Annotated in this window: 20 protein-coding genes and 2 tRNA genes; 15 read left to right on the top strand and 7 right to left on the bottom strand. The window is 65.9% G+C overall.

The features are described from left to right. Nucleotides 1–39: 39 nt before the first annotated feature. The gene (ettA, locus tag LFT49_RS12015; protein ID WP_236798612.1) at nt 40–1,722 is read left to right on the top strand and encodes an energy-dependent translational throttle protein EttA; all 1,683 of its coding nucleotides are present in this window, start codon (nt 40–42) and stop codon (nt 1,720–1,722) included. An 89-nt stretch (nt 1,723–1,811) separates the two neighbouring features. Here the strand turns inward: ettA and LFT49_RS12010 are convergent, their stop codons facing one another. Next, nucleotides 1,812–2,732 carry an acyl-CoA thioesterase gene (locus LFT49_RS12010; RefSeq protein ID WP_237428324.1) on the bottom strand — a complete coding sequence of 307 codons (921 nt, stop codon included), beginning with the start codon at nt 2,730–2,732 and terminating at the stop codon, nt 1,812–1,814. Between the two features lie 64 nt (nt 2,733–2,796). Between LFT49_RS12010 and LFT49_RS12005 the strand changes: the two genes are divergently transcribed. Continuing rightward, nucleotides 2,797–3,459 carry a hypothetical protein gene (locus LFT49_RS12005; RefSeq protein ID WP_237428323.1) on the top strand — a complete coding sequence of 221 codons (663 nt, stop codon included), beginning with the start codon at nt 2,797–2,799 and terminating at the stop codon, nt 3,457–3,459. Nucleotides 3,460–3,503: 44 nt separating this feature from the next. Here LFT49_RS12005 and LFT49_RS12000 read toward each other — a convergent pair whose 3' ends face one another. Together LFT49_RS12000 and LFT49_RS11995 are read right to left on the bottom strand one after the other, a co-directional pair. Next, entirely contained in the window at nt 3,504–3,971 is a 468-nt protein-coding gene (locus tag LFT49_RS12000; RefSeq protein WP_272912514.1) for a globin, read from the bottom strand. Between the two features lies 1 nt (nt 3,972). Next, nucleotides 3,973–4,656 (bottom strand): mechanosensitive ion channel family protein, encoded by a 684-nt coding sequence (locus LFT49_RS11995; protein WP_237428321.1) that lies wholly within the window; start codon nt 4,654–4,656, stop codon nt 3,973–3,975. Between the two features lie 66 nt (nt 4,657–4,722). On the opposite strand from LFT49_RS11995, the gene LFT49_RS11990 reads away from it, so the two are divergent. Beyond that, a complete protein-coding gene (locus tag LFT49_RS11990) occupies nt 4,723–5,721 on the top strand; it encodes an epimerase (protein WP_237428320.1) in 999 nt (332 codons plus the stop codon). Here the strand turns inward: LFT49_RS11990 and LFT49_RS11985 are convergent. After that, nucleotides 5,718–6,191, bottom strand: coding sequence for an OsmC family protein (locus LFT49_RS11985; RefSeq protein ID WP_236798607.1), 474 nt, complete (start codon nt 6,189–6,191; stop codon nt 5,718–5,720). The genes LFT49_RS11990 and LFT49_RS11985 overlap by 4 nt on opposite strands. After that, nucleotides 6,188–8,761 carry an aminopeptidase N gene (pepN, locus tag LFT49_RS11980; protein WP_237428319.1) on the bottom strand — a complete coding sequence of 858 codons (2,574 nt, stop codon included), beginning with the start codon at nt 8,759–8,761 and terminating at the stop codon, nt 6,188–6,190. The genes LFT49_RS11985 and pepN overlap by 4 nt, the downstream gene beginning before the upstream one ends. A gap of 173 nt (nt 8,762–8,934) precedes the next feature. Between pepN and LFT49_RS11975 the strand changes: the two genes are divergently transcribed. From LFT49_RS11975 to LFT49_RS11965, 3 genes are all read left to right on the top strand, one after another. Then, nucleotides 8,935–9,954, top strand: coding sequence for a hypothetical protein (locus tag LFT49_RS11975; RefSeq protein WP_237428318.1), 1,020 nt, complete (start codon nt 8,935–8,937; stop codon nt 9,952–9,954). 86 nt (nt 9,955–10,040) lie between these two features. Beyond that, nucleotides 10,041–10,535 (top strand): ribose-5-phosphate isomerase, encoded by a 495-nt coding sequence (locus LFT49_RS11970; RefSeq protein ID WP_236798604.1) that lies wholly within the window; start codon nt 10,041–10,043, stop codon nt 10,533–10,535. Beyond that, nucleotides 10,535–11,494, top strand: a complete 960-nt coding sequence (locus LFT49_RS11965) for an Fpg/Nei family DNA glycosylase (RefSeq protein ID WP_237428317.1) — start codon at nt 10,535–10,537, stop codon at nt 11,492–11,494. The genes LFT49_RS11970 and LFT49_RS11965 overlap by 1 nt, the downstream gene beginning before the upstream one ends. A gap of 155 nt (nt 11,495–11,649) precedes the next feature. Here LFT49_RS11965 and LFT49_RS11960 read toward each other — a convergent pair. Continuing rightward, nucleotides 11,650–11,723: transfer RNA gene (locus LFT49_RS11960), tRNA-Gly, on the bottom strand. Between the two features lie 131 nt (nt 11,724–11,854). On the opposite strand from LFT49_RS11960, the gene LFT49_RS11955 reads away from it, so the two are divergent. From LFT49_RS11955 to LFT49_RS11930, 6 genes are all read left to right on the top strand, one after another. Continuing rightward, a tRNA-Pro gene (locus tag LFT49_RS11955) sits at nt 11,855–11,929 on the top strand. Between the two features lie 79 nt (nt 11,930–12,008). Continuing rightward, nucleotides 12,009–13,409 (top strand): trigger factor, encoded by a 1,401-nt coding sequence (gene tig, locus LFT49_RS11950; RefSeq protein WP_236819797.1) that lies wholly within the window; start codon nt 12,009–12,011, stop codon nt 13,407–13,409. Between the two features lie 233 nt (nt 13,410–13,642). Further along, nucleotides 13,643–14,266 (top strand): ATP-dependent Clp protease proteolytic subunit, encoded by a 624-nt coding sequence (locus LFT49_RS11945; protein ID WP_272910838.1) that lies wholly within the window; start codon nt 13,643–13,645, stop codon nt 14,264–14,266. A gap of 37 nt (nt 14,267–14,303) precedes the next feature. After that, a complete protein-coding gene (locus LFT49_RS11940) occupies nt 14,304–14,963 on the top strand; it encodes an ATP-dependent Clp protease proteolytic subunit (RefSeq protein WP_138606612.1) in 660 nt (219 codons plus the stop codon). Nucleotides 14,964–15,136: 173 nt separating this feature from the next. Then, on the top strand, nt 15,137–16,417 hold the full coding sequence (gene clpX, locus LFT49_RS11935) for an ATP-dependent Clp protease ATP-binding subunit ClpX (protein ID WP_236819783.1): 1,281 nt from the start codon (nt 15,137–15,139) through the stop codon (nt 16,415–16,417). 14 nt (nt 16,418–16,431) lie between these two features. Then, nucleotides 16,432–17,046: a mycothiol-dependent nitroreductase Rv2466c family protein gene (locus tag LFT49_RS11930; RefSeq protein ID WP_236798599.1), complete on the top strand. Its 615-nt coding sequence runs from the start codon at nt 16,432–16,434 to the stop codon at nt 17,044–17,046. A gap of 374 nt (nt 17,047–17,420) precedes the next feature. Here LFT49_RS11930 and valS read toward each other — a convergent pair whose 3' ends face one another. Then, the gene (valS, locus tag LFT49_RS11925; RefSeq protein ID WP_237428316.1) at nt 17,421–20,042 is read right to left on the bottom strand and encodes a valine--tRNA ligase; all 2,622 of its coding nucleotides are present in this window, start codon (nt 20,040–20,042) and stop codon (nt 17,421–17,423) included. Nucleotides 20,043–20,114: 72 nt separating this feature from the next. On the opposite strand from valS, the gene LFT49_RS11920 reads away from it, so the two are divergent. From LFT49_RS11920 to ileS, 3 genes are all read left to right on the top strand, one after another. Further along, nucleotides 20,115–20,495, top strand: coding sequence for a DUF488 domain-containing protein (locus tag LFT49_RS11920; protein ID WP_442863707.1), 381 nt, complete (start codon nt 20,115–20,117; stop codon nt 20,493–20,495). 18 nt (nt 20,496–20,513) lie between these two features. Next, entirely contained in the window at nt 20,514–21,272 is a 759-nt protein-coding gene (locus LFT49_RS11915; protein WP_236798596.1) for an SDR family oxidoreductase, read from the top strand. A gap of 366 nt (nt 21,273–21,638) precedes the next feature. Beyond that, complete coding sequence (gene ileS, locus LFT49_RS11910; RefSeq protein ID WP_237428314.1) at nt 21,639–24,956, top strand: isoleucine--tRNA ligase; 3,318 nt, start codon at nt 21,639–21,641, stop codon at nt 24,954–24,956. Nucleotides 24,957–24,959 lie beyond the last annotated feature (3 nt).

Here is a 24,959-nt window from a genome sequence, read left to right as displayed (position 1 = left end):
AATGTGAGATCTGCCCGCCAACCCACTAGATTTGAGACCATGGCGGAATTTATCTACACAATGACCAAGGCCCGCAAGGCCGTTGGCGAGAAACTCATCCTTGATGACGTAAGCATGTCCTTCTTCCCGGGCGCCAAGATTGGTGTTGTGGGCCCCAACGGTGCCGGTAAGTCCACCATCCTCAAGATCATGGCCGGGCTGGACACGCCCTCCAACGGTGAGGCCAGGCTCAGCCCCGGCTACAGCGTGGGTATCCTGCTCCAGGAACCGCCCCTTAACGAGGAAAAGACCGTCCTGGGCAACGTCCAGGAAGGCGTTGGCGAGATCTACGGAAAGATCCAGCGCTTCAACGAGATCTCGGAGGAAATGGCCAGCCCCGACGCTGACTACGACACCCTCCTTGAAGAGATGGGCAAGCTGCAGGAAGCCATCGACGCCGCCGACGCCTGGGATCTCGACTCCCAGCTGGAACAGGCCATGGACGCGCTGCGCTGCCCGCCGGCCGATGCCGATGTCACCAACCTTTCCGGTGGTGAACGCCGCCGCGTGGCGCTGTGCAAGCTGCTCCTGCAGAAGCCGGACCTGCTGCTCCTCGATGAGCCCACCAACCACCTGGACGCCGAGAGCGTACTGTGGCTCGAACAGCACCTCTCCAGCTACCCCGGCGCCGTCCTTGCCGTGACCCACGACCGCTACTTCCTCGACCACGTGGCTGAATGGATTGCCGAAGTGGACCGCGGCCACCTGTACCCCTATGAGGGCAACTACTCCACCTACCTGGAGAAGAAGCGCGCCCGCCTGGAAATCCAGGGCAAGAAGGACGCCAAGCAGGCCAAGCGCCTCGCCGAGGAACTCGATTGGGTGCGCTCCAACGCCAAGGGCCGCCAGACCAAGTCGAAGGCCCGCCTGGCCCGCTACGAGGAAATGGCCGCAGAGGCAGACCGCACCCGCAAGCTTGATTTCGAAGAGATCCAGATCCCGCCGGGACCCCGCCTGGGTGGCCTGGTGCTGGAGGCCAAGAACCTCCAGAAGGGCTTTGAGGACCGGGTCCTGATTGACGGGCTGTCCTTCACCCTGCCCCGCAATGGCATCGTGGGCGTCATCGGCCCCAACGGCGTGGGCAAGACCACCCTGTTCAAGACCATCGTCGGCCTGGAACCGCTCGACGGCGGCGACCTGAAGATCGGTGACTCGGTCAAGATCTCCTACGCGGACCAGAGCCGCGGCGGCATCGACCCCAACAAGACGCTGTGGGAGGTCGTGTCCGACGGACTCGACTTCATCCAGGTGGGCAACGTCGAAATGCCGTCCCGCGCCTACGTGGCCGCATTCGGCTTCAAGGGCCCGGACCAGCAGAAGAAGGCAGGCGTCCTCTCCGGCGGTGAGCGGAACCGGCTGAACCTCGCGCTCACCCTGAAGCAGGGCGGCAACCTGCTGCTGCTTGACGAGCCCACCAACGACCTTGACGTCGAAACCCTCAGCAGCCTGGAAAACGCGCTGCTCGAGTTCCCGGGCTGCGCCGTGGTGGTCTCGCACGACCGTTGGTTCCTGGACCGGGTGGCCACCCACATCCTGGCCTATGAAGGCGACGACGAAAACCCCTCCAAGTGGTACTGGTTCGAGGGCAACTTCGAATCCTACGAGGAGAACAAGGTCCAGCGGCTGGGTCCCGACGCCGCCAAGCCGCACCGTGTCACCCACCGGCGCCTCACCCGCGACTAGCAGGGCAAAGGAAGAAGGCCGGCATCCGAGGTGAGCTTTTCACGTCGGATGCAGGCCTTCTTCATGCGCGGCCCGTCGTCCCGGCAGGATTAGGCGTCTTCCGGGAGGTTGGGAACCCGAACCATGCCCTCCTGCGCCACCGAGGCAATGTGGTGGCCCTCACGGTTGAAGATCTTGCCCGTGGCCAGGCCCCGGGCGCCATGGGCGCTGGGGGACTCCTGGACGTAGAGAAGCCATTCATCAACCCGTGCCGGGCGGTGCCACCACATGGCGTGGTCCAGGCTTGCGACGTTCATGCCCGGGGTGGTCCAGTTCAGGCCGTGGCGTCGAAGAATCGACTCGAGGAGCGTGTAGTCGCTGGCATAGGCGAGGGCGGCACGGTGCAGGTTGGAGTCGTCCGGCATCGGGCCGAAGGTCTTCATCCAGACGGCGTTGCGGGCCTCGCGCGGGCCGGTTGCGGAGACATACAGCGGCGGGTCCACGTGCCGGATGTCGAAGGGGCGCTCGTACGCCCAATGCCGGGCCACGGGGTGGTCGAACTTCCCCAGCAGGTCAGCTGTGCTGGGCAGCGACTCGGGGTCCGGGATTCCGGCCGGCATGACGGAGGAGTGGTCGATGCCTGCATCGTCACCCTGGAAGGAGGCAATCATTGACAGGATGGGCACCCCGTCCTGATAGGCGTGGACGCGCCTGGCGGAAAAGGACCGGCCATCGCGCAACCGCTGCACCCCGAAGGTGATGGGCTTGTTGGCGTCGCCCGGCCTCAGGAAGTAGCCGTGCATGGAGTGGACGAACCGCTCCGGATCCACCGTCCTGGTGGCCGCGACCAGTGACTGCGCGAGCACCTGCCCGCCGAAAACCCTATGGTGGGGCTGCTGCTGGGAAGGGCCCAGGAAAATATCCTCATCCGTCCGTGCGCCCTCAAGCTCACCAAGGTCCAGCAGTTCGATCAGCGATGAGGTTGGGTCTCCGCTTGGCGGCGCCAGCAGTCCGGCTTCGGCTTCAGTCATGGTCCGACTCTAGACGGCGCCCCGGGAACCACTCAACCGGAGTGCAGCCGGTAGTGTCTTAGGTGTGTCTGAACTTCTCACTTCGTCCTTCCGTTTCGCCGATCCCCGGGATCTGGCCGACCTCAGGACGTTCGCCACCCGTGCTAAAGCCATAGACGACGGCGGAGCGATGCGCCTGCAGGCCGCCGGCCCAGTCCTTGCCGCCTACGTTTGCGTCCTGCGGCCCAGGCTCCTGGGCGAATCGACGCCCACCATCCTGGGCCTGCGCACCATGGCCCTGGCGGAACCGTCGGGGACCGATGTCACCGTTGCGTTGTCATCGGTCCTGGACCGGCTGGCACGGGCGGGGGATCAGGACGTCGAATTCCCGGTTCCGCCCACCACTGTCAGCGAATCATGGACGGGGGTGGGCGCACCGCGGGGCGGGTGGGAGCTGCTGGGGTCCGTCAGCGACGCCCGCCTTCGGGCTGCGGCGGAGGCGGGCATCGCCGAAGTGGCAGGCATTGTGCCGGACAAGCCGGGCGCCCTCATCGTCAACAACGCACGGGCTGCAGTGTGGGGGCGGGAGCTGGACGACGCCGGCCTGCCCGCCGGTGCAGCCTTCGCGGCCTTCGCGCTGGGGTTCCTGGGTGACGGGGACCAGAAGCTGTACCGGGCCGGCCGCTGGTTCCGGCTGACCGGGCCCCGCGGCCACGTCCTGGCGCGGACCGGCAGCGGCCTGCTCTAAGGCCAGGCTGCCGCAGCCGCGTTGGGGCGGCGGGAAAATCGGGCTTAAGCTCCGGAGGGGCTGTTCACCATGGACAAGGCGGCCCGCTCCATGTAGTCCCACAGTGTGCCTTCGTAGAGCGGCGGCAGTTCCAGCGCATCGACCGCGGTCCGCATGTGGAACAGCCACCGGTCCTTCGCTTCGGGCGTGACCTTGAACGGCATGTGGCGCATCCGCAAGCGCGGGTGGCCGCGTTCCTCGCCGTATGTGGTGGGCCCGCCCCAGTACTGCTCCAGGAACATCAGGAACCGGCGCTTCGCCGGGGCCAGGTCCTCTTCCGGATACATCGGCCGCAGCACCGGATCGGTGGCCACGCCGCCGTAGAAGACGTCGATGAGCTTTACGAAGGTGTCGTGGCCGCCCACGGCATCATAGAAGCTGTCGGTGTACTCGGGCTTGCTGAAGGGATCGTTCTGCATCAACTGGGGCCGCTGCCCTGGGATAGGGCGGCGTGGCTCAATGGGAAGCGACATGCTAGTCCCCGGCTTTCTGGTCTGTCTTCTTGGTCTCAATGTGCGCCGAGCCCTGGTCGGTGGTCCCGTCGTCGGATTCGTGCAGTGGGACGTAGCGCCCCTGCGACCGGTTGCCCACGCGCAGGATCTCACCGTTGCGCAGGTACCAGATGGCGCCGTCGTCGGAGCGGACACGGGTGATCCGCAGGCCCATGGACTCCACCACGCCCACCACTTCGCTGGTTTCGATCACGTCGCCGATCCCGTACTGGTCTTCAATGGTAATGAAGATTCCGGCCAGGAAGTCCCGGATCAGCTGCTGGGCGCCGAAGCCGATGGCCACACCCAGGATGCCCACGCTGGTCAGCAGCGGGGCGATATTGATGTCCAGGTTCTGCAGCACGTACATGCCGGTGATAATGACCACCAGCACGCCCACCACGCTGTTCAGGAGCGAACCGATCGTCTCCGCGCGCTGGACCCGCCGTTCGTGGTCCAGGGCGCGGAAAGCCGGGGCCACCCATTTGAAGGTTGGCTTCTTGAAGAAGTTGCTTCCCGCCGCGACGCGCTTGGTGATGCGCGAGATGACGAAGGTCGCCACCAGCCAGACGGCCACGCCAACGCCGAGGCTGATCACGATGCCCGGGATGCTCACGCCGCTTGGCTGGTTGGTGGCAGGGGGAAGAAGGGACAACATGCTGACCATTGGTGGAAGTAGCTCCTTGGGATATTGCTCTGTTCTCTTTCAACCCTAGCGCCGTAGCGTGGAGCAATGCGCATCCTCATCCTCGGCGGAACAGCCTTCCTCTCCAAGGAGATTGCCACGCAGGCGGTTGCTGCCGGGCATGACGTCACCTGCCTGGCGCGCGGAACAACGGGCGCGGCACCACCCGGCACAGCGTGGATCAGGGCCGACCGGTCAACAGGCCAGGCCGCGTATGGGGAACTGGCCGGCGTCTGGGATGCCGTGATCGAGGTGGCACGGGATCCTAAACCGGCGCGGGAAGCCCTGGCGGCCCTGGCAGGCCGGGCCGGGCACTGGACCTTCGTGTCCAGCTGTTCGGCCTATGCGGACAACTCCGTCCCCGGTGCGGCGGAGGACGCATCGCTGCTGCCGCCCCTGCCCGCCGGGACGCCTTCCACCCCGGACAATTACGGCGAATCCAAGGTGGCCATCGAGGAAGCCACGGTGCTGGCCACGAACGGCAAGGCCCACGTCTGCCGCGCAGGCCTTATCAGCGGCCCCGGCGACCCCACCGACCGTTACGGGTACTGGCCGGGCCGCTTTGCCCGTGACTCCGGACCAGCGCTTGTCCCGGACATCGGCGGCCACCCCACGCAGGTCATCGACGTCCGGGACCTGGCGGCCTGGATCCTGCTGGCCGCAGAACGCGGGATACCGGGTCCTTTGAACGCCATGGGGGACCAGGTCCCCTTCGCGGACCTCGTGAGCGCCTGCCGCGCGGCGTCCGCCACGGACACCGCCGCCGTTACTGCTTCCGCGGACTGGCTGGTGGAACAGGGGGTCAACTACTGGTCCGGGCCGGAGTCCCTTCCCCTCTGGCTGCCACCCCACCACGAGGGCTTCATGGCCCGCAGCAACCGGGCAGCCAAAGCCGCCGGCATGGCGCTGAGGCCATGGCAGGAAACCCTGGTGGATACCCTGGGTGACGAACGCGCCCGCGGGCTGGACCGGCCCCGGAAGGCCGGCCTGTCTCCCGCCACGGAACAACGGCTTGTGAACCTGCTCCACAGCGGCCCCGGACGTTAGCCTGCCACAGTCTCCGGCTGGTGCTCCACCGGAAAGTTCACACTGCGGGCGATGAAGCAGACCTGGTTGGCCTCATGGTGCAGCGACGCCGCCAGTTCGGCCTGCGCGGCGTCTGCCACCGTCACCTGCGGATGCAGGACAACCCGCTCGAACTGGCCGCTGCCGTCCCGGTTCAGCCGCATCAGCCCGGTTGCCTCGTCCCGGTAGTCCGTGACCACCACACCGTGCTTTACGGCCACGTGCAGGTAGGACAGCATGTGGCACTGGGCCAGCGCGGCCAGGAGCAGTTGCTCCGGGTTGTACCGTTCCCGGTCCCCATGGAACGTGGGATCCGCCGAGCCCTTCAGGGGCGGCAGGCCCGGAATGAGCACATCGTGGTCGCGCGAGTAGCTCCGGTAGGACGAAGTGCCGTCCCCACGGTTGCCGGTCCACTGGACTGTCAGGGAGTAGCGGTGTTCATCGAGGCTCACTGCAGGCTGCCGTCCGCCACCACGTCGGCGGCGCGTGCACGCAGGGCGCGGGCAACGCCGTCGCGGTTTTCCAGCATCATGCGGCGCAGCGCGGCGCTTTCAGCCGGCAGCGACGCCAGGAAGCCGTCGGTCCGGTCGATGGTGGCCTGGGTGGTCAGCAGCGCCGGGTAGAGTCCGACGACGATCTGCTGGGCCAGTGCGTGGGTGCGGGTTGCCACGATGCCCGGCACAGCCGCGAAATACTTTTCGGAGTACGGCTCCAGCAGCGAGCGGTCCAGCATCCGCATGAAGCCGGTCACCGCCGATCCCTGCAGCGCGTTGGACAGTTCGCCCTTGACCACGATGGACTCCCAGGCCGCGGCCTTCGCCTCCGGGGTGGGGATGGCAGCCTTGGCCAGGGCGGCCGCATTCTGTCCGCTGGAGGTGTTGTCCCGCTGCAGTTCCGCGTCGATGCCGTCCTGCCCCATCCGGCCACCCGCCACCAGCGAGGCCACCAGTTCCCACCGGAGGTCCTGGTCCAGGCTCAGTCCCGCCAAAGCCACCGACCCATCCAGCAGGCCGGCCACCCGGTCCAACTGGGACCCGCTGCGCGCCAGGAGGGCAAAGGCCTTGATGAACTGCAGCTGTCCGTCGGAGCCCGCCGGAACCTCCGCAGCCAGGTCCCACAGCCGGTCCGCCGCCGCCACTGTGGTGGCCTCGCGGTGCTCTTCCGCCACATAGAAGTTCAGGGTGGTGGCCAGCTGGCGGAGCTGGACCAGGATCACGGACGAGTCGGTCTCTGCGGCCACGTTGGCCAGGATCAGTTCCACGTACTTCCGGGCCGGCGTCTCGCCGTCCCGGGCAGCGTCCCACGCCGAGTTCCAGACCAGGGTCCGGGGCAGGCTTCCGGCGAAGTCCTTGAGGTGGGCGGTGGCGGTGGCCAGCGATTTGGGATCCAGCCGCACCTTGGCATAAGCGAGGTCGTCGTCGTTGATGAGGATCAGGTCCGGCTGGGCAAGGCCGGCCAGCGCCGGCACTTCAGTACGTTCGCCGTCGACATCCAGCTCCTCGCGGTGCACCCGCTCCAGCTTGCCGGCGCCGTTCAGGTTGTAGAACCCTACGGCCAGGCGGTGGGGGCGGAGCGTGGGCCACTCGGGCACCGCGGACTGCAGGACCGCGAAGGAGCGCAGATTCCCGTCCGGGTCCACATCCAGCTCGGGGGCCAGGGTGTTGACGCCTGCGGTCTCCAGCCACTGCCGGCCCCAGTCATCCAGGTCGCGGCCGCTGGCCTTTTCCAATTCCACCAGCAGGTCCTGGAGTTCGGTGTTGTGCCAGGAGTGCTTGGCGAAGTACTCACGGACACCGGCCATGAACTGTTCGGGCCCCACCCAGGCCACCAGCTGCCGGAGCACCGAGGCACCCTTGGCGTAGGTGATGCCGTCGAAGTTGACCTCAACGTCCTGCAGGTCGTTGATTTCAGCGAAGATCGGGTGCGTGGTGGGGAGCTGGTCCTGCCGGTAGGCCCACGACTTCTCCACCGACGCGAACGTGGTCCAGGCGCTGGTGAAGGACGTGGCTTCCACCGCCGCCAGGTGGGACATGTACTCGGCGAAGGACTCGTTGAGCCACAGGTCGTTCCACCAGCGCATGGTCACCAGGTCGCCGAACCACATGTGGGCCAGTTCGTGCAGCACTGTGATGGCGCGCCGCTCGATCTGGGCGCCGGTGACCTTGCTGCGGAAAACGTAGCCTTCCAGGATGGTCACGGCGCCGGCATTCTCCATGGCGCCGGCATTGAACTCCGGAACGAACAGCTGGTCGTACTTCTCGAACGGGTACGGGCAGCCGAACTGGGCCTCGAAGAACCCGAAGCCCTGGCGGGTGAGTTCGAAGATGTTGTCCGCATCCAGGTACTGCATCAGTGATTTCCGGGCAAAGACGCCGAGCGGGATCACGCGGCCGTCGGAGCTGGTGACCTCACTGCGGACGGACTGGTAGGGGCCGGCAATCAGGGCCGTGACGTAGGAGGACAGCCGGGGCGTCGGGGCGAACGTCCACACGGACCTTGCCGAGCCGTCCTCGGCCGGCGCGGCTTCCGCCGGAGAAGGCGTGGGGGAGTTGGAGATGACGTCCCAGTGCGACGGCGCCGCGACCGTGAAGGCGAAGGTTGCCTTCAGATCCGGCTGCTCGAAGACGGCGAACATGCGGCGGGAGTCGGGAACCTCGAACTGCGTGTACAGGTAGACCTCGTTGTCCACCGGGTCCACGAACCGGTGCAAACCTTCCCCGGTGTTCATGTACGGCATATCGGCCACAACGGTCAGTTCGTTCTGCTCCGCCAGGTCCGGCAGCTGGATCCGTACGCCGTCTGAGACGGTGGCCGGATCAAGGCTGCGGCCGTTCAAGGTCACGCCGTGCACTGCGTGGGTAATGGCGTCGATGAAACTGGATGACCCCGGCGCCGCCGTGAATTTCACGGTGGTGGTGCTGCCAAAGACCTCGCCGCCACGGGTCAGGTCGAGGCTGACATCGTAGGACTCGACGGTGATCAGATCGGCGCGCTCACGGGCTTCGGCGCGGGTCAGGTTCATGCCTGGCAAAGGAGGTCCTCCAGAGAAGTTTCGGCTGCCGGCCGGTGGTCCCGGTTCCGGCACTGTGATGCATTCTTCCATCCCTGCAGGCCTTGGCAAGTTGCGCAGGTCACAGCGTGCTCCCCGCAGGGTCCGGCGATTGGCGGGGCGGCCCCAGGGGTAGCGTTAAATACATGGGAAAGCTGCTGGATTCGGTGGATACCAAGGCAATGCGTTTCGCTGTCGGGTTCCCCGTCGTGCTGGCCGCCGCCTTCGTCTACTGCGCGTTCCTGCTGCGTCCGGACCTTCCGGATCCACTCGCCATCCAGTGGACGGACGACGGCGGTGCCGCCTTTGCGCCGTTCGGCGCCTACGTAGGGGTTGGTGCGGCGGGAATCGTCGTGGCAGGCTGGCTGGTCCTGCTGCAGGCAGTACCCCTTGGCCGGCCGGTCATGATGCGCCGGATCATGATGGGGGCAGGGCTTTTCCTCAGCCTCTTCATGACCTCCGCCCTTGCCGCAGGGCTGATTGGCCAAACCGGGCTGGCCGACGCCCGGCAGTCGCACGTGGACATGACGGTCCTCGCCCTCGGCAGCGGTGCCGCAGTCTCGCTCGGCGTGGCCATGGGCATGGTGTACAAGGCTGACCGGCAATGGTCTCCCGATGATGACCGCGCACTGCAGATAGCCATCGCCAGGGAACTGGATCCAGACCTTGCCCGGGACAGCATCAGGCTCTGGGTGCATGCCAGGAGTTCGGTCTTCGTGATGATCGCCATCGCTTCCCTGTTCCCGGCAGCCCTGATTGCGGTGGTGGTGCCGTGGCTGGGGATCCTCCTGGTGGTCCTGGCCGTCATCGGCGCCGCGTTCCTCTTCGCCCGCGTCCGGGCAGACCGCCGAGGGCTGAAGGTCATGCTGGCCGGGCTCGTCCCGGTCATGGACGTGCCGGCCGGCGCCATTGCGGATGCCAGCGCCGCGGACGTCAAGGCCGCCGATTACGGCGGGTGGGGCTACCGGCACCACGGCGGAACCGCGGCCATGCTGGTCAGCAGCGGGCCCGCCGTCGTCGTCAGCAAGACCGACGGCCAGCGCGTCGCCGTCAGCGGCGGCAGCCAGGCCTCGGCCGCGCGGCTGGCCGAAGTCCTCACCCGGGTGGCCGCCCGGGCCCGGCGCGGCGGAAGCACGCCACCCGCCACCGGACGCCCCGGGACCTGACCCGCGGCAGTCCGAGTATCCTTATCGGTGTCGTTCCGGCCTCCACCGGCGGCCTGCCAGCCCCACGAAATGAACGGACTTAGCACGTGACCACAACCCCTGCCTTCCCGCGGGTCCACATTGCCACCGACCACGCAGGCATGGAGCTCAGCGCCCACCTGGTGTCCCACCTGACCGGGAAGGGGTACGAGGTGGTGGACCACGGGCCCAAGGTCTACGACGCCCAGGACGACTACCCGTCCTTCTGCATCAACGCGGCCCTTGCCGTAGTAGCGGACCGGGAGGCCGGCATCCACGCCCTGGGCATCGTGCTGGGCGGCTCCGGCAACGGCGAACAGATCGCCGCCAACAAGGTCAGGGGCATCCGCGCCGCCCTCGCCTGGAACCTCTCCACTGCAACCCTGGCCCGCGAGCACAACGATGCCAACGTGGTGGCCCTGGGCGGCCGCCAGCACACGGTGGAAGAAGCCACCGAACTGGTCGAGGCATTCCTGGCCGAACCGTTCAGCAACGATGAACGCCACATCCGCAGGATCGAAAAGATCGCAGTGTTCGAGGCAACCGGCGAGGTCATCGAGTAGTGCCTGAAGGCCATTCCGTCCGCAGGCTCGCCCGGCAGTTCGGTGATGTCTTCACCGGCCAGGCCCTGGCCGTGTCCAGTCCGCAGGGCAGGTTCAGCGGGGGAGCGGCGCTGCTGGACGGCCGCACCATGGTCGCCGCCGAGGCACACGGCAAGCACCTGTTCCTGCATTTCGACAACTCGCTGGTGCTGCACGTCCACCTGGGACTGTACGGCGCCTGGAGCTTCGGCGGCGACAGCACCTTCACCGGTGCCTCCAGCATCGGCGCCCCCAGGCGGGTGGGGGAGCAGGAGGCCTTCGGGGACCCGGACGACGACGGCAGCGCACCTTACGCCGGGCCGCCGGCACCCGTCGGGGCCGTGCGCGTCAGGCTCGCCGGAAGGCACGGCTGGGCGGACCTTCGCGGTGCCACTACCTGTGAAACCATCACCGCAGCGGATGCGGATGCGGTGCTGGCACGGCTGGGGCCCGACCCGCTGCGGAACCTGCGCGGTGACGCCGGCCGGTTCGCCGCGAAGCTTCGATCCAGGAAGACCCCGCTCGCAGCCCTGCTCATGGACCAGAAGGTGATTGCCGGCGTCGGGAACGTCTACCGGGCGGAAGTCCTGTTCCGCCGCCGCCTGGACCCGTGGCTCCCCGGAAGCGTGGTGCCGGACGGCGACGCCCGGAAGCTCTGGCGGGACATCGTCGCCGTCATGACCGACGGGGTGGCGGACGGGCGGATCATCACCACCCCGCCCAAGTACTGGACGCTCGATGGCACCACTGCAGCCAAGGCAGCCGCGGCAGGCGTGCCCGTGCCAGCCAAGAGCGCCGGCTTCCCGCACGGTGACGACGTCCATTTCGTCTACAAGCGGCAGGGCCTGCCGTGCCGGGTGTGCCGCACTGTCGTGCTGATTGCCGAGCTGGCCGGACGGAACCTCTACTGGTGCCCGTTCTGCCAGCAGCCGCAGGAGTAGGCCAGCCTGCCTGGGCCGCGCCTTCGCGGGGCACTTTGGCACGGACACGCCGCCCGCCGTCGGGAATTACTGCTGATGCGCCGTCAAAATGCCCCATGACGGTTCGCGACACGGCTTAAAACGAAAAGGGACCCCTCTGCAGGGGTCCCTTTTCATGGAGGGGACGACGGGAATCGAACCCGCGTAATCAGTTTGGAAGACTGAGGCTTTACCATTAAGCTACGTCCCCGAAGGAAGATCCGTTTTTCGCGGAAACTCCGGGCTGGCTGTTCAAGCCGGATACAACTAAACCTAATCCATGGCCTACGTGTCAAATGTGCAATCCCGACGCGTATCACCGTAGACTTGCCTGTGCACTTACGGGGTGTAGCTCAGCTTGGCTAGAGCGCCTGCTTTGGGAGCAGGAAGTCGCAGGTTCAAATCCTGTCACCCCGACTCTGCGGCCAGGACCAGTCGGCCTGGACATCCAATGCGTTTGCAGAAACCCATCCCACAACCCAGGAGTACTTAGACCGTGAAGAGCGCTGTCGAGAACCTCACCCCCACGCGGGTCAAGCTCAATGTTGAGGTCCCCTTTGAGGAACTGAAGCCCAGCATCGACTCGGCCTACAAGACTGTTGCCTCGCAGATCCAGGTCCCCGGGTTCCGCAAGGGCAAGGTTCCCGCCAAGCTTATCGACCAGCGCGTCGGCCGCGGCTACGTCCTGGAGACCGCGATTAACGAGGGCCTTAACGGCTGGTACCAGGCTGCCGTGCAGGAGTCCGGCATCCGTCCCCTGAGCCGTCCCGAGGTGGAGATCACCGAGGTGCCCGATCCCTCAGCAACCGACGGCGGCCTGAAGTTCGCCGCCGAGGTTGACGTCCGCCCCGAAATCGAACTCCCGGACTACTCCGGCATCGAGGTCCAGGTTGCGGCTGCCGAATCCTCCGAAGCCGACGTGGACAAGGCCCTCGACGAACTTCGCGGCCGCTTCGGCACCCTAAAGTCCGTCGACCGCCCCGCTGCTGACGGCGACTTCCTCACCATCGACATCACCGCCACCATCGACGGCGAAGAGGTCGACTCCGCTGCCGGCCTGTCCTACCAGGTTGGCGCCGGCACCATGCTCGAGGGCATGGACGAGGCCGTTACCGGCCTGAGCGCCGATGAGGACGCCATCTTTGACACCACGCTGGTGGGCGGCGACCACGCCGGCGAAGCAGCCCAGGTCAAGGTAGTGGTCAAGGCCGTCAAGGAACGCGAACTGCCCGAGGCGAACGATGACTTCGCCCAGCTGGCTTCCGAGTTCGACACCCTCGCCGAGCTGCGCGAAGACCTCGCCAAGCAGGCTGCTGACTCCAAGATCGTGGAGCAGGGCGTTGAGGCCCGCGACAAGGTCCTGGACAAGCTGGTGGAGCTCGTTGAGGTTCCCGTTCCGGATTCCGTCGTCGAAGAGCAGCTCGAAGCGCACTTCCAGGAGGGCAACGGCCACGGAGACGGCGAGCACGACACCGAGGAGCACCGCGAAGAGGTCCGCGCCAACACGGCCCGCGCCTTCCAGAACGAAATCATCCTCGACGCCATCGCGGAGAAGGAAGAAGTCAACGTCAGCCAGAACGAGCTGATCGACTACATCGTCACCACCGCCAGCCAGTACGGCATGGACCCCAACCAGTTCGCCCAGATCATCGATCAGAGCGGCCAGGTGCCCATGATGGTCTCCGAGGTTCGCCGCCGCAAGGCGCTGGCCGTCGTCCTCGGCCAGGCCACGGTGACCGACACCGAGGGCAAGGCAGTGGACCTGAGCGACTTCGTCCGCCCCGGCGGCGAGGAAGTTCCCGCAGCCGATGCAGCCGACGCTGACGCCATCGAAGCTGACGCCGCTGAGACCGAGGCTGTCGAAGCTGAGGACGCCACCGCAGAGGCCAAGGCCTAGTCCTCACCGGACCCGCAGCACGGCCCCTGGATCGTTCCGATCCGGGGGCCGTTCGCGTTGGAGCTGTAACAACACACTGCGGATTCGACGATCGTGCGCCGTCAGCGAACAGCCGTCGGTGCGCGAACAAAACACCGGGGAAACCGGTTAGTGTCCAAGTAGTGATTTTCAGTGATGTCACCGTCACCAGTGAGAGGTAAGTAAACATGTCACAGCACTCAGAGGCCCCCCGGATGGCGACCGTCGATCCTGCAGCCCAGGACAACTACATTTACAACCGCCTTCTCAAGGAGCGGATCATCTGGCTGGGCTCGGAGGTGCGTGACGACAACGCCAACGCGATCTGCTCGCAGCTGCTCCTGCTCTCGGCCGAGAACCCGGAAAAGGACATCTACCTCTACATCAACTCGCCCGGCGGCTCCGTCACGGCAGGCATGGCCATTTACGACACGATGCAGTTCATCCCCAACGACGTCGTCACCGTCGCCACCGGCCTGGCCGCGTCCATGGGCCAGTTCCTGCTCTCCTCGGGCACCAAGGGCAAGCGCTACGCCACCCCCAACGCCCGCGTCCTGATGCACCAGCCCTCCGGTGGCATCGGCGGCACGGCTTCGGACATCAAGATCCAGGCCGAGCTCATCCTGCACATGAAGAAGGTCATGGCGGAACTGACCGCTGAGCAGACCGGCCAGACCGTTGAAACCATCCTCAAGGACAACGACCGCGACAAGTGGTTCACCGCCACCGAGGCCCTCGAGTACGGCTTCTTCGACAAGATCGCCGCGCACGCCGGCTCCGTGTCAGGCGGCGGCGGAACCTCGAACGGTTCCTCCGGCGAATCCGCCTCCCAGAGCTAACCGGCATCCAGAACCCTTTCGATCAGGAGCAAAAACAATGAACTACAACTTCGGGTGGTCAGCCGGCAATCTTCCGTCCAGCCGCTACGTACTGCCGCAGTTCGAGGAACGCACCCCCTATGGCTTCAAGCGCCAGGACCCGTACACCAAACTCTTCGAGGACCGCATCATCTTCCTCGGCGTGCAGGTGGACGATGCTTCCGCTGACGACATCATGGCGCAGCTGCTGGTCCTGGAGTCCACGGACCCGGACCGCGACATCACCCTCTACATCAACTCCCCGGGCGGTTCGTTCACGGCCATGACGGCCATCTACGACACCATGCAGTACATCCGCCCGGAGATCCAGACTGTCTGCCTGGGCCAGGCCGCCAGCGCCGCTGCAGTCCTGCTCGCGGCCGGCACCCCCGGCAAGCGGCTTGCCCTGCCCAACGCCCGCGTCCTGATCCACCAGCCCGCGCTGTCCGGCGGCCAGGGCGGGCAGGCATCCGACCTGGAGATCCAGGCAGCCGAGGTCATGCGCATGCGCTCCTGGCTTGAGGACACCTTGGCACAGCACTCCGGCCGTACGTCGGAGCAGGTCAACAATGACATCGAACGCGACAAGATCCTCACCGCCGACGAGGCCCAGGCATACGGCCTCATCGACCAGGTGCTTGATTCCCGCAAGATCAAGCCCCAGGCGATCACCAGGTAGCAGTACGGAAAGCCGGTGCGGCCAGTTCATTTGGCCGCACCGGCCTTTTCTTTCCACCCTTGGGGCCGAATGTGACCTAGAGTGGATGGTGTCACAAACCGGTCCTCGCTGGCCCGGAAGATTTCAGCAATGGTGCAGGGCTGCCTGGCAGCAGGATACTAAGGGGTTCACATATGGCTCGGATTGGCGAGAGCACGGATCTGCTGAAGTGCTCTTTCTGTGGAAAGAGCCAGAAGCAGGTGCGCAAGCTCATTGCCGGGCCCGGTGTCTACATCTGCGATGAATGCATCGAGTTGTGCAACGAAATCATCGAAGAGGAGCTGGCTGAGGTCGCCGATCTGGGCAGCTTCGAATTGCCCAAGCCGCGTGAAATCTTCGACTTCCTCCAGGAATACGTCATCGGCCAGGAGCCTGCCAAGCGCTCCCTCGCCGTCGCGGTCTACAACCACTACAAGCGGATCCAGGCAGGCCATGCGCCAAAGTCCGGGAGCCTGGGGGAGGGCGGCCACCACGACGACGTCGAAATCGCCAAGTCCAACATCCTCCTCATCGGCCCCACGGGCTGTGGCAAGACCTACCTCGCCCAGACCCTTGCGCGGCGGCTCAACGTTCCTTTCGCCGTGGCGGACGCCACCGCACTGACTGAGGCCGGCTATGTGGGTGAGGACGTGGAGAACATCCTCCTCAAACTCATCCAGGCCGCGGACTACGACGTCAAGAAGGCCGAACAGGGCATCATCTACATCGATGAGATCGACAAGATCTCGCGCAAGAGCGAGAACCCCTCCATCACCCGTGACGTCTCCGGTGAGGGTGTGCAGCAGGCGCTCCTGAAGATCCTGGAGGGCACAGTGGCCTCCGTTCCGCCGCAGGGTGGACGGAAGCACCCGCACCAGGAATTCATCCAGATCGACACCACCAACGTCCTGTTCATCGTGGCCGGCGCCTTCGCAGGCCTGGAGGAGATCATCGGGTCCCGTTCCGGCCGCAAGGGCATTGGTTTTGGTGCCCCGCTCAACGAGGCCAGCAAGAAGGTGGACTCCTACGGCGAGGTCATGCCGGAGGACCTGCTGAAATTCGGACTGATCCCCGAATTCATCGGCAGGCTCCCGGTGATCACCACCGTGTCCAACCTGGACCGGGACGCCCTGATCCAGATTCTTTCCACCCCCAAGAACGCCTTGGTGAAGCAGTACCAGAAGATGTTCCAGATCGACGGCGTGGAACTGGTCTTTGATGACACCGCCCTGGACGCGATCGCGGACCAGGCCCTGGAGCGCGGCACCGGTGCCCGCGGCCTCCGGGCCATCCTCGAAGAGGTCCTGCTTCCCGTAATGTTCGATCTTCCCAGCCGCGAGGACGTTGCCAGCGTGGTAATCACTGAAGACGTGGTCCTGCGGGGAGCCGAGCCCACCATGATTCCGCACGTGGCCAAGCGCCGTAAATCTGCCTGACCGAGAGGACCTTCATGACTTCACCTGCCAAGAACAAGGCCGATTTCTGGTTTGACCCCCTGTGCCCGTTTGCCTGGGTCACCTCCCGGTGGATTGGCGAGGTCGAAACCGTCCGCGACATCGAGACCGAGTGGCACGTGATGAGCCTGGCCGTCCTGAATGAGGGACGGGACCTGGACCCCGGTTACCGCGAGTCCATGGACAACGCCTGGGGCATGGTCCGCGTGATCATCGCCGCCAGGGAAGAACACGGGCCGCAGTTCATCAAACCGCTCTATGACGCCATGGGCACCCTGATCCACAACCAGGGTGAAAAGGACCGGACGGCGGTCATTTCCAAGGCCCTTGCCGACTGCGGTCTCCCGGCTTCCCTTGCTGACGCAGCCAACACCGACGCTTACGACCAGCTGCTCCGGGCCAGCCACGAGGAAGGCATTTCGCTGGTGGGCCAGGACGTCGGCACCCCCGTGGTCGCCTTCAATGGAACCGCATTCTTTGGCCCTGTCCTGACCCGCATACCCCGGGGCGAGGAAGCCGGCAGGATCTGGGACGCCACTACCACGATCGCCGCCTACCCTCACTTCTTTGAGCTGAAGCGCAGCCGCACGGAAAGCCCCGAATTCCACTGACGCCCAGGACTGCCTGACCAGCTTCGGGCCGCCGAACCGGGACGCCAAGGGCCCCGGGAAAACTACCAATATGTAGTTTTCCCGGGGCCCTTGCACGTGGACCGGGGCGGGAGAACAATTGTCCTTACCACTTCGAAAGAAGGGGACGCAGGAACCAAAGATTCAGTGATATGTAGTTTGACGCAGCCATCGGCAAAGTTGAATGCAGCTACCAGTGACGGTGTAGTAAGACCTGAAGATCAGCGGATCCTGCCAGACCATCAGAGCACGTCACCGGATGGTCGAAACAGTCGAAGCCCCACCAACGGCAACACGCTGATGGGGCTTCCCCTGTGTCTGGAACCCGGGGTGTCCGGGACCAGGCGTGCCCGGGATCAGGCCTTGGCGGGCTCGTCGCTCGGAGCGAGGGCAACATCGGTCACGGCGAGGTCACCCTCTCCCACCACCAGGGTGATTTCCCGGGCGTTGGACGCCGCCTTCAAATCAGCCAGCCCGGCTTGCAGCTGTGCCGTCAGCACCTCCGGGGCAGTGATCGTGGCGGACAGCACTTCGGTGCGCTGCTTTACCTTTGCCTCGGACTTGGCCTTGCGGACACCGCTGAGGGCCACGCCCACCGTCGCCAACATGGTGGTGTCCCCACCGGGGATCTCCAGCGCTGCCGGCCACGCGGCCCGGTGGACGGACCCGTTGCGCCACCAGCTCCACACTTCCTCCGTTGCGAAGGGCAGGAACGGTGCGAACAGCCGCAGCAGGGTGTCCAGGGTGGTGGCCAGGGCGGCAAGCACGGATGCCTGCTCCGCTTCGCCCGCAGCCCCGTACGCGCGGTCCTTAATCAGCTCCACATAGTCGTCCGTGAACTGCCAGAAGAATGACTCCGTGAGCTGCAGGGCGCGGGCGTAGTCGTAGTTGTCGAACGCCTTGGTGGACTGGGCCACGACGTCGGCCAGCTGGGCCAGCAGTGCGCGGTCCAAGGGATTGGTCAGGACACCGAGGTCGCCCGACAGCACAGAGTTCTCCGTGGCGCCGAGGTTCAGCACGAACTTGGAGGCATTCAGCAGCTTGATGGCCAGGCGGCGCCCGATCTTCATCTGGGCGATCTCGTAGGCGGTGTCGGCGCCGAGCCGCGCCGAGGCAGCCCAGTAGCGGACTGCGTCGGAGCCGTACTCGTTCAGGACATCAGTGGGGACCACCACGTTGCCTTTGGACTTGGACATCTTTTTGCGGTCCGGGTCCAGGATCCAGCCGGAAATGGCCGCGTGCTTCCAGGGCGCGCACTTCTGGAGTGCATCACCGCGGACCACGGAGGAGAACAGCCAGGTGCGGATGATGTCGTGGCCCTGGGGGCGGAGATCGAAGGGGAAGACCTTGGCAAACAGGTCCTCGTCCCGGCTCCACCCGCCCACGATCTGCGGGGTCAGGGAGGACGTGGCCCACGTGTCCAGGACATCCGCGTCACCCGTGAAGCCGTTGGGCTGGTCGCGCTGTGCCTCGTCGAAGCCGGGGGCGACGTCGGCCGCGGGGTCCACGGGCAGCAGGTCGTCGGAGGGCAGGATGGGGTTGTCGTAGTCCGGGTTGCCCTGTGCATCGAGCGGGTACCACACCGGAATGGGGACGCCAAAGAAGCGCTGGCGGGAAACCAGCCAGTCACCGTTCAGGCCGGCGATCCAGTTTTCGTAGCGGGAGCGCATGAACGACGGGTGGAAGTCGATCTCCTTGCCCCGGCCGATAAGCCGTTCGCGGCGTTCTTCGTCGCGCCCGCCGTTGCGGATGTACCACTGCCGGGACGTGACCACTTCCAGGGGCTTGTCGCCCTTCTCGAAGAAATTCACCGGGTGGGTGATCTTCTTCGGTTCCCCGTCCAGGAGGTCCGCTTCCTTGAGTAGTTCCACCACGGCTTCCTTGGCGGAGAAGGCAGTCTTGCCGGCGATCGCCGCGTACGCCTGCTTGCCGGCCTCGCTGGTGATCCAGTCCGGGGTCTCGCCGATGATACGGCCGTCGCGGCCCATGATGGCGCGCGTGGGAAGCTGCAGTTCCCGCCACCAGGTGACGTCTGTGAGGTCACCGAAGGTGCACACCATGGCGATGCCGGAACCCTTGTCCGCCTTGGCCAGCGGGTGGGCCTTGACTTCGAGCTCGACGCCGAAGAGGGGGGACTTCACCGTCTTGCCGAACAGCGGCTGGTACCGCTCGTCGTCGGGGTTTGCCACCAGCGCGGCACAGGCAGCCAGCAGCTCCGGGCGGGTGGTTTCGATGAAGACCTTGTCCCCGTCTTCGGTAAAGAAGGGGTAGCGGTAGTAGGCGCCGGGAACCTCGCGGTCCTCCAGCTCGGCCTGCGCGACGGCCGTCCGGAAGGTGACATCCCACAGCGTGGGCGCTTCGGCCATGTAGGCGTCGCCGGCGGCCAGGTTGGCCAGGAAGGCGCGCTGGGACACTGCCCGGGAGGTGTCATCGATGGTGCGGTAGGTCAGGTCCCAGTCCACGGACAGGCCCAGGGTCTGGAACAGGTTCTCGAAGACTTTCTCGTCCTCGACAGCCAGTTCCTCGCACAGTTCGATGAAGTTCTGGCGCGACACAACGTCGAAATCGCGCTGGTTCTTGGCAGGCTGTGCCGGAGGCCGGTAGTCCGCGTTGTAGGGGATGGCGGGATCGCAGCGGACGCCGTAGTAGTTCTGCACGCGGCGTTCCGTCGGCAGTCCGTTGTCGTCCCAGCCCATGGGGTAGAAGACGTTCTTGCCGGTCATGCGCATGTAGCGGGCCTGGACGTCCGTCTGGGTGAAGGAGAACATGTGCCCCACATGCAGGGATCCCGACGCGGTGGGCGGGGGAGTGTCGATCGAGTAGACCTGCTCCCGGGTGGTGTCGGGGTTGAACTTGTAGGTTCCCTCGGCCAGCCAGCGCTGGGTGAGCGCGGTTTCGAGGCCTTCGAGGGCCGGCTTGTCCGGGACGTTGATGGGGGCGGTGGTGGGCGTGTCTGTACCCTGCGTGTCTTCAGCCATTGGGCAATTCTTTCATGCCGGCTTCCATCCCACCCAACCCGCACCACCCGGCGGGGCACGGGCGGGGGTAGCATGCGCCGTATGGGCGATATTCAGGGCACGTTTCGAGTAAAGCGCATCTACGAGCAGCCGGCGATCGACGATGGCTTCCGGGTGCTGGTGGACCGGCTCTGGCCCCGTGGGGTGCCCAAGGAAAGTGCCGCCGTCGACCTCTGGCTCAAGGACGTTGCGCCCTCCAAGGAACTGCGCAAGGAGTTCAACCACCGCCCGGAGCGGTTCGCCGATTTCAGCGCACGCTACCGGCTGGAACTGGACTCCAATCCGGCAGTGGAGACCCTGCTGGTGCTGGCCGCCCGCCACTCCCGCGTCACCCTCCTCTACGCTGCCCGCAATACAGAGGAAAACGATGCCAGGGTCCTGCTTGATTACCTCCTGGGACGGCCACCCGGCTGATCCCGCTAGGGTGGTGCCATGACTGAGGACTTGCAGAAAAAGGCAGCACTGGTAACCGGAGCGAGCAGCGGAATCGGGGAGGCAGCAGTGCGTGCGCTGCGCGCCGACGGGTGGACGGTCTTCGCCGTGGCACGCCGCGCAGAGCGCCTGGCGGCCCTGGAAAGCGAAACAGGCGCCATCGCAATTCCCGCGGACATTGCAGAGGACGACGACGTGTCCCGGCTGCTCGCGCGGGTCACCGAGGCGGGCGGCATCGACACACTGATCAACATCGCCGGCGGCGCCCGCGGCGCCGACAAGGTGGCCGACGCCAGCACGGCGGACTGGGAGTGGATGTACCGCGTCAACGTCCTGGGCACCATGAAGCTCACCCGGGCCTTCCTGCCGATGCTGCGGGCCACCGGGGAAGGAACGGTGCTGAACCTGACTTCCACCGCCGGTCTGGATGCATACGAGGGCGGCGGTGGCTACAACGCCGCCAAGTTCGGCCAGCACGCCCTCACCAACGCCCTCCGGCTTGAGGAAGCAGAGCACAACCTCCGGGTCATCGAGGTGGCGCCGGGACTGGTGCAGACCGAGGAGTTCGCCCTGAACCGCCTGGGGGACCCGCAGGCCGCCGGCAAGGTGTACCAGGGCGTGGAGAAGCCCTTGACGGCGGAGGATGTGGCCGACGTCGTCCGGTACGCGGTGACGGTCCCGCACCACGTCAACCTGGACCAGATCGTCATCCGGCCGGTGGCGCAGGCCGCCAACTACAAGCTCATCCGGAAGGGCTGAGCGGGCAGGAAGGGCTTCGGGCGGGAAGGCCTGTCCCGCCCCGGCCCTCTGAATGGCACTGGAGCTGCGGCGATAGTAGACTTTTCAATGGTTATGACCCGGCAATCACCGGTGAGCTTCCGGAAGAACCCGCGGCCGCTGCCTCCAAGGCACATCGCGTCAGTAGAACCGGACGGGTAAGCCCGTCACAGCAGTAATGAGAGGCCGGAGCGGCAGGTGTTCCTCACGGAACACGCAGCGCCGGTAAGTGAGGTGGTACCGCGGTGGGCGTGACGTCTTCGGGACGGCACGGCAGCCGTCCTCGCATCCTGAACGGAACGTCCGGCCCTGCCGGGGGTTCACCACGCTCAACCCAGGATGTCGAACATGACGTTTTACCCCAAGGCCTCAGCCTCCAGCACTTCCCCCAACGGCAGCGCCGGCGTATCCGCCTCCGTGAAGTTTCCGGAGATCGAAGAGCGCATCCTGAAGTACTGGGACCAGGACGGCACCTTCCAGGCCAGCATCGACCAGCGCAGCGCCGACGTTCCCGGCGGCGAGCCGGGCAGCAACGAGTTCGTGTTCTACGACGGGCCGCCCTTCGCCAACGGCCTGCCCCACTACGGCCACCTCCTGACCGGCTACGCCAAGGACCTGGTGGGCCGCTACCAGACCCAGCGCGGCAAGCGCGTCGAACGCCGGTTCGGCTGGGACACCCACGGCCTGCCCGCCGAGCTTGAAGCCATGAAGCAGCTGGGCATGACGGACAAGACGCAGATCGAAGCCATGGGCATCGACAAGTTCAACGATGCCTGCCGTGCGTCCGTGATGAAGTACGCCGACGAATGGCGCAGCTACGTCACCCGCCAGGCCCGCTGGGTGGACTTCGACAACGACTACAAGACACTCAACGTCGAGTACATGGAATCAGTCCTCTGGGCCTTCAAACAGCTCCACGACAAGGGCCTGACCTACAACGGCTACCGCGTCCTTCCGTACTGCTGGAAGGACGAAACACCGCTGTCCAACCATGAGCTGCGCATGGATGACGATGTCTACAAGAACCGGCAGGACCAGACCGTCACCGTCACGTTCCCCATCCTTGCGGGGGAGTCGGAGCTTTCCAAGGAGCTTGCCGGCGTGCAGGCCCTCGCCTGGACCACCACCCCCTGGACACTGCCCACCAACGCCGCGCTCGCCGTCGGGCCTTCCATCACCTACGCCGTGCTGCCCGCCGGGCCCAACGGCATCAAGGCCGCCTCTGCCGACGCCCCCGTCAATGGCAGCTTCCTGCTCGCAGCCGACCTGCTGGGCAGCTACGCCAAGGACCTGGGCTACGACAGCTTCGAAGCTGCGGAAGCCGCAGTCGTGTCCACCCACACCGGCGCCGAACTGGAAGGCCTGGAGTACCAGCGGCTCTGGGACGACTTCGCCGACAACGAGAAGTACGGCATGGAGGACGCCTGGCGCTTCGTGGTGGCCGACTACGTGACCACCACCGACGGTACCGGCATCGTCCACCAGGCGCCCGCCTACGGCGAAGACGACCAGAAGGTGTGCGAGGAGGCAGGCATCCCCGTGGTGCTCTCCGTGGACGAGGGCGCCAAGTTCCTGCCGCTGTTCAAGCACGGCGACCTGCACGACATCGTCGGCCTGCAGGTCTTCGAGGCCAACAAGCCCATCACCCAGGTGCTCCGCGCCCAGGGCCGCCTGGTCCGCCAGGCCAGCTACGAGCACAGCTACCCGCACTGCTGGCGCTGCCGGAACCCGCTGATCTACCGCGCCGTGTCCTCCTGGTACGTGGAGGTCACCAAGTTCAAGGACCGGATGTCCGAACTGAACCAGGAGATCAACTGGATCCCCGACAACGTCAAGGACGGCCAGTTCGGCAAGTGGTTGGAAAACGCCCGCGACTGGTCCATCAGCCGCAACCGGTTCTGGGGCAGCCCCATCCCCGTGTGGCAGTCCACGGACCCCGAGTACCCGCGCACCGACGTCTACGGCTCCCTTGCGGAGATCGAGGCGGACTTCGGCCGGCTGCCCCTGAACAAGGACGGCCAGGTGGACCTGCACCGCCCGTTCATCGATGAACTCACGCGGCCCAACCCGGACGACCCCCGCACCCCCGAAGAGGGCCAGTCCGTGATGCGCCGCGTGGAGGACGTCCTGGACGTCTGGTTCGACTCCGGCTCCATGCCGTACGGCCAGGTGCACTACCCGTTCGAGAACGAAGCCTGGTTCAACACGCACAACCCGGCTGACTTCATTGTGGAGTACATCGGCCAGACCCGCGGCTGGTTCTACATGCTGCACATCCTGTCCACGGCGCTGTTCGACCGTCCCGCCTTCCGGAACGTCATCAGCCACGGCATTGTGCTGGGCTCCGACGGCCAGAAGATGTCCAAGAGCCTGCGCAACTACCCCGACGTTTCCGAGGTCCTGGACCGCGACGGCTCGGACGCCATGCGCTGGTTCCTCATGTCCAGCCCCATCCTCCGCGGCGGCAACCTGATCGTCACCGAGCAGGGCATCCGCGACGGCGTCCGCCAGGTCATCCTGCCGCTGTGGAACGTGTACAGCTTCTTCACCCTGTACACGAACGCCGCGAACGGCGGTGCCGGCTATGACGCGAACCTGCGCTACGAGGGCTACCGGGACACCCTGGACCAGTACCTGTTGGCCAACACCGGCGACCTGGTGCGCAGCATGACCGCGCAGCTGGACACGTACGACATCTCCGGTGCCTGCGACTCGCTGCGCAGCTACCTGGACATGCTGACCAATTGGTACGTCCGCCGCAGCCGGCAGCGGTTCTTCGACGAGGACCAGGACGCCTTCGATGCGCTGTTCACCGCCCTGGAGACCGTTACCCGGGCCGCGGCATCGCTGCTGCCGCTGGTCTCGGAAGAGATCTGGCGCGGCCTGACCGGCGGCCGGTCCGTGCACCTTGCCGACTGGCCGGATGCGGACCTCTTCCCGGCGAACCCGTCACTGGTGGAAGCCATGGACCGGGTCCAGCAGATCTGCTCCACCGGCTCCTCGCTCCGCAAGGCAGCCAACCTTCGGGTCCGGCTGCCGCTGCAGGAACTCACCGTGGTGGCACCCGGCGCAGACGCCCTGGAAGGCTTTGCCGCCGTCGTCGCCGATGAACTCAACCTCCGGTCCGTCCGCCTGCTGGACGCCGCCACGGCCTCCCCGGAGGAGTTCGGCATCCAGCAGAAGCTGGTGGTTAACGCCCGCGCCGCAGGCCCGCGCCTGGGCAAGAACGTCCAGGTGGCCATCAAGGGCTCCAAGTCCGGCGACTGGTCGGTGGACGAAAGCGGTGTTGTCACCGCGGGCGGCCTTCAGTTGGAGCCCCAGGAGTACACGCTGGAGACGGTGGTGGCGGAGTCCGACGGCGGTTCGGCAGCTGTCGCCGTGCTGCCCGGCGGCGGGTTCGTGGTGCTGAACACGGAAGTTACCCCGGAGCTTGAAGCCGAAGGCCTGGCCCGCGACATGGTCCGCGCCATCCAGCAGGCCCGGAAGGATGCAGGGCTCAACGTGAGCGACCGGATCCGGACCACCGTCAAAGCAGGGCAGAACGTGGTGGATGCCTTGTTGGCCAACGCCGAATTGGTCAAGGGCGAGACCCTGACCGTGGATCTGGCGGCTGAACCGGCTGACCTTTCCGAACCCGCCGTCGTGGTTGAAAAAGTGGAGGCCTAGGAC

Source organism: Arthrobacter sp. FW306-06-A, from assembly GCF_021870055.1.
Classification (GTDB): domain Bacteria; phylum Actinomycetota; class Actinomycetes; order Actinomycetales; family Micrococcaceae; genus Arthrobacter.
This window is presented reverse-complemented; position numbering and strand designations above follow the sequence as displayed.

Bases quoted from the DNA above. Each gene is read 5' to 3' on its own strand.
- ettA (WP_236798612.1), top strand. From the start codon at position 40: ATGGCGGAATTTATCTACACAATGACCAAGGCCCGCAAGGCCGTTGGC.
- LFT49_RS12010 (WP_237428324.1), bottom strand. From the start codon at position 2,732: ATGACTGAAGCCGAAGCCGGACTGCTGGCGCCGCCAAGCGGAGACCCA.
- LFT49_RS12000 (WP_272912514.1), bottom strand. From the start codon at position 3,971: ATGTCGCTTCCCATTGAGCCACGCCGCCCTATCCCAGGGCAGCGGCCC.
- LFT49_RS11995 (WP_237428321.1), bottom strand. From the start codon at position 4,656: ATGGTCAGCATGTTGTCCCTTCTTCCCCCTGCCACCAACCAGCCAAGC.
- LFT49_RS11990 (WP_237428320.1), top strand. From the start codon at position 4,723: ATGCGCATCCTCATCCTCGGCGGAACAGCCTTCCTCTCCAAGGAGATT.
- pepN (WP_237428319.1), bottom strand. From the start codon at position 8,761: ATGAACCTGACCCGCGCCGAAGCCCGTGAGCGCGCCGATCTGATCACC.
- LFT49_RS11975 (WP_237428318.1), top strand. From the start codon at position 8,935: ATGGGAAAGCTGCTGGATTCGGTGGATACCAAGGCAATGCGTTTCGCT.
- LFT49_RS11945 (WP_272910838.1), top strand. From the start codon at position 13,643: ATGGCGACCGTCGATCCTGCAGCCCAGGACAACTACATTTACAACCGC.
- LFT49_RS11940 (WP_138606612.1), top strand. From the start codon at position 14,304: ATGAACTACAACTTCGGGTGGTCAGCCGGCAATCTTCCGTCCAGCCGC.
- clpX (WP_236819783.1), top strand. From the start codon at position 15,137: ATGGCTCGGATTGGCGAGAGCACGGATCTGCTGAAGTGCTCTTTCTGT.
- LFT49_RS11930 (WP_236798599.1), top strand. From the start codon at position 16,432: ATGACTTCACCTGCCAAGAACAAGGCCGATTTCTGGTTTGACCCCCTG.
- valS (WP_237428316.1), bottom strand. From the start codon at position 20,042: ATGGCTGAAGACACGCAGGGTACAGACACGCCCACCACCGCCCCCATC.
- LFT49_RS11920 (WP_442863707.1), top strand. From the start codon at position 20,115: ATGCGCCGTATGGGCGATATTCAGGGCACGTTTCGAGTAAAGCGCATC.
- LFT49_RS11915 (WP_236798596.1), top strand. From the start codon at position 20,514: ATGACTGAGGACTTGCAGAAAAAGGCAGCACTGGTAACCGGAGCGAGC.
- ileS (WP_237428314.1), top strand. From the start codon at position 21,639: ATGACGTTTTACCCCAAGGCCTCAGCCTCCAGCACTTCCCCCAACGGC.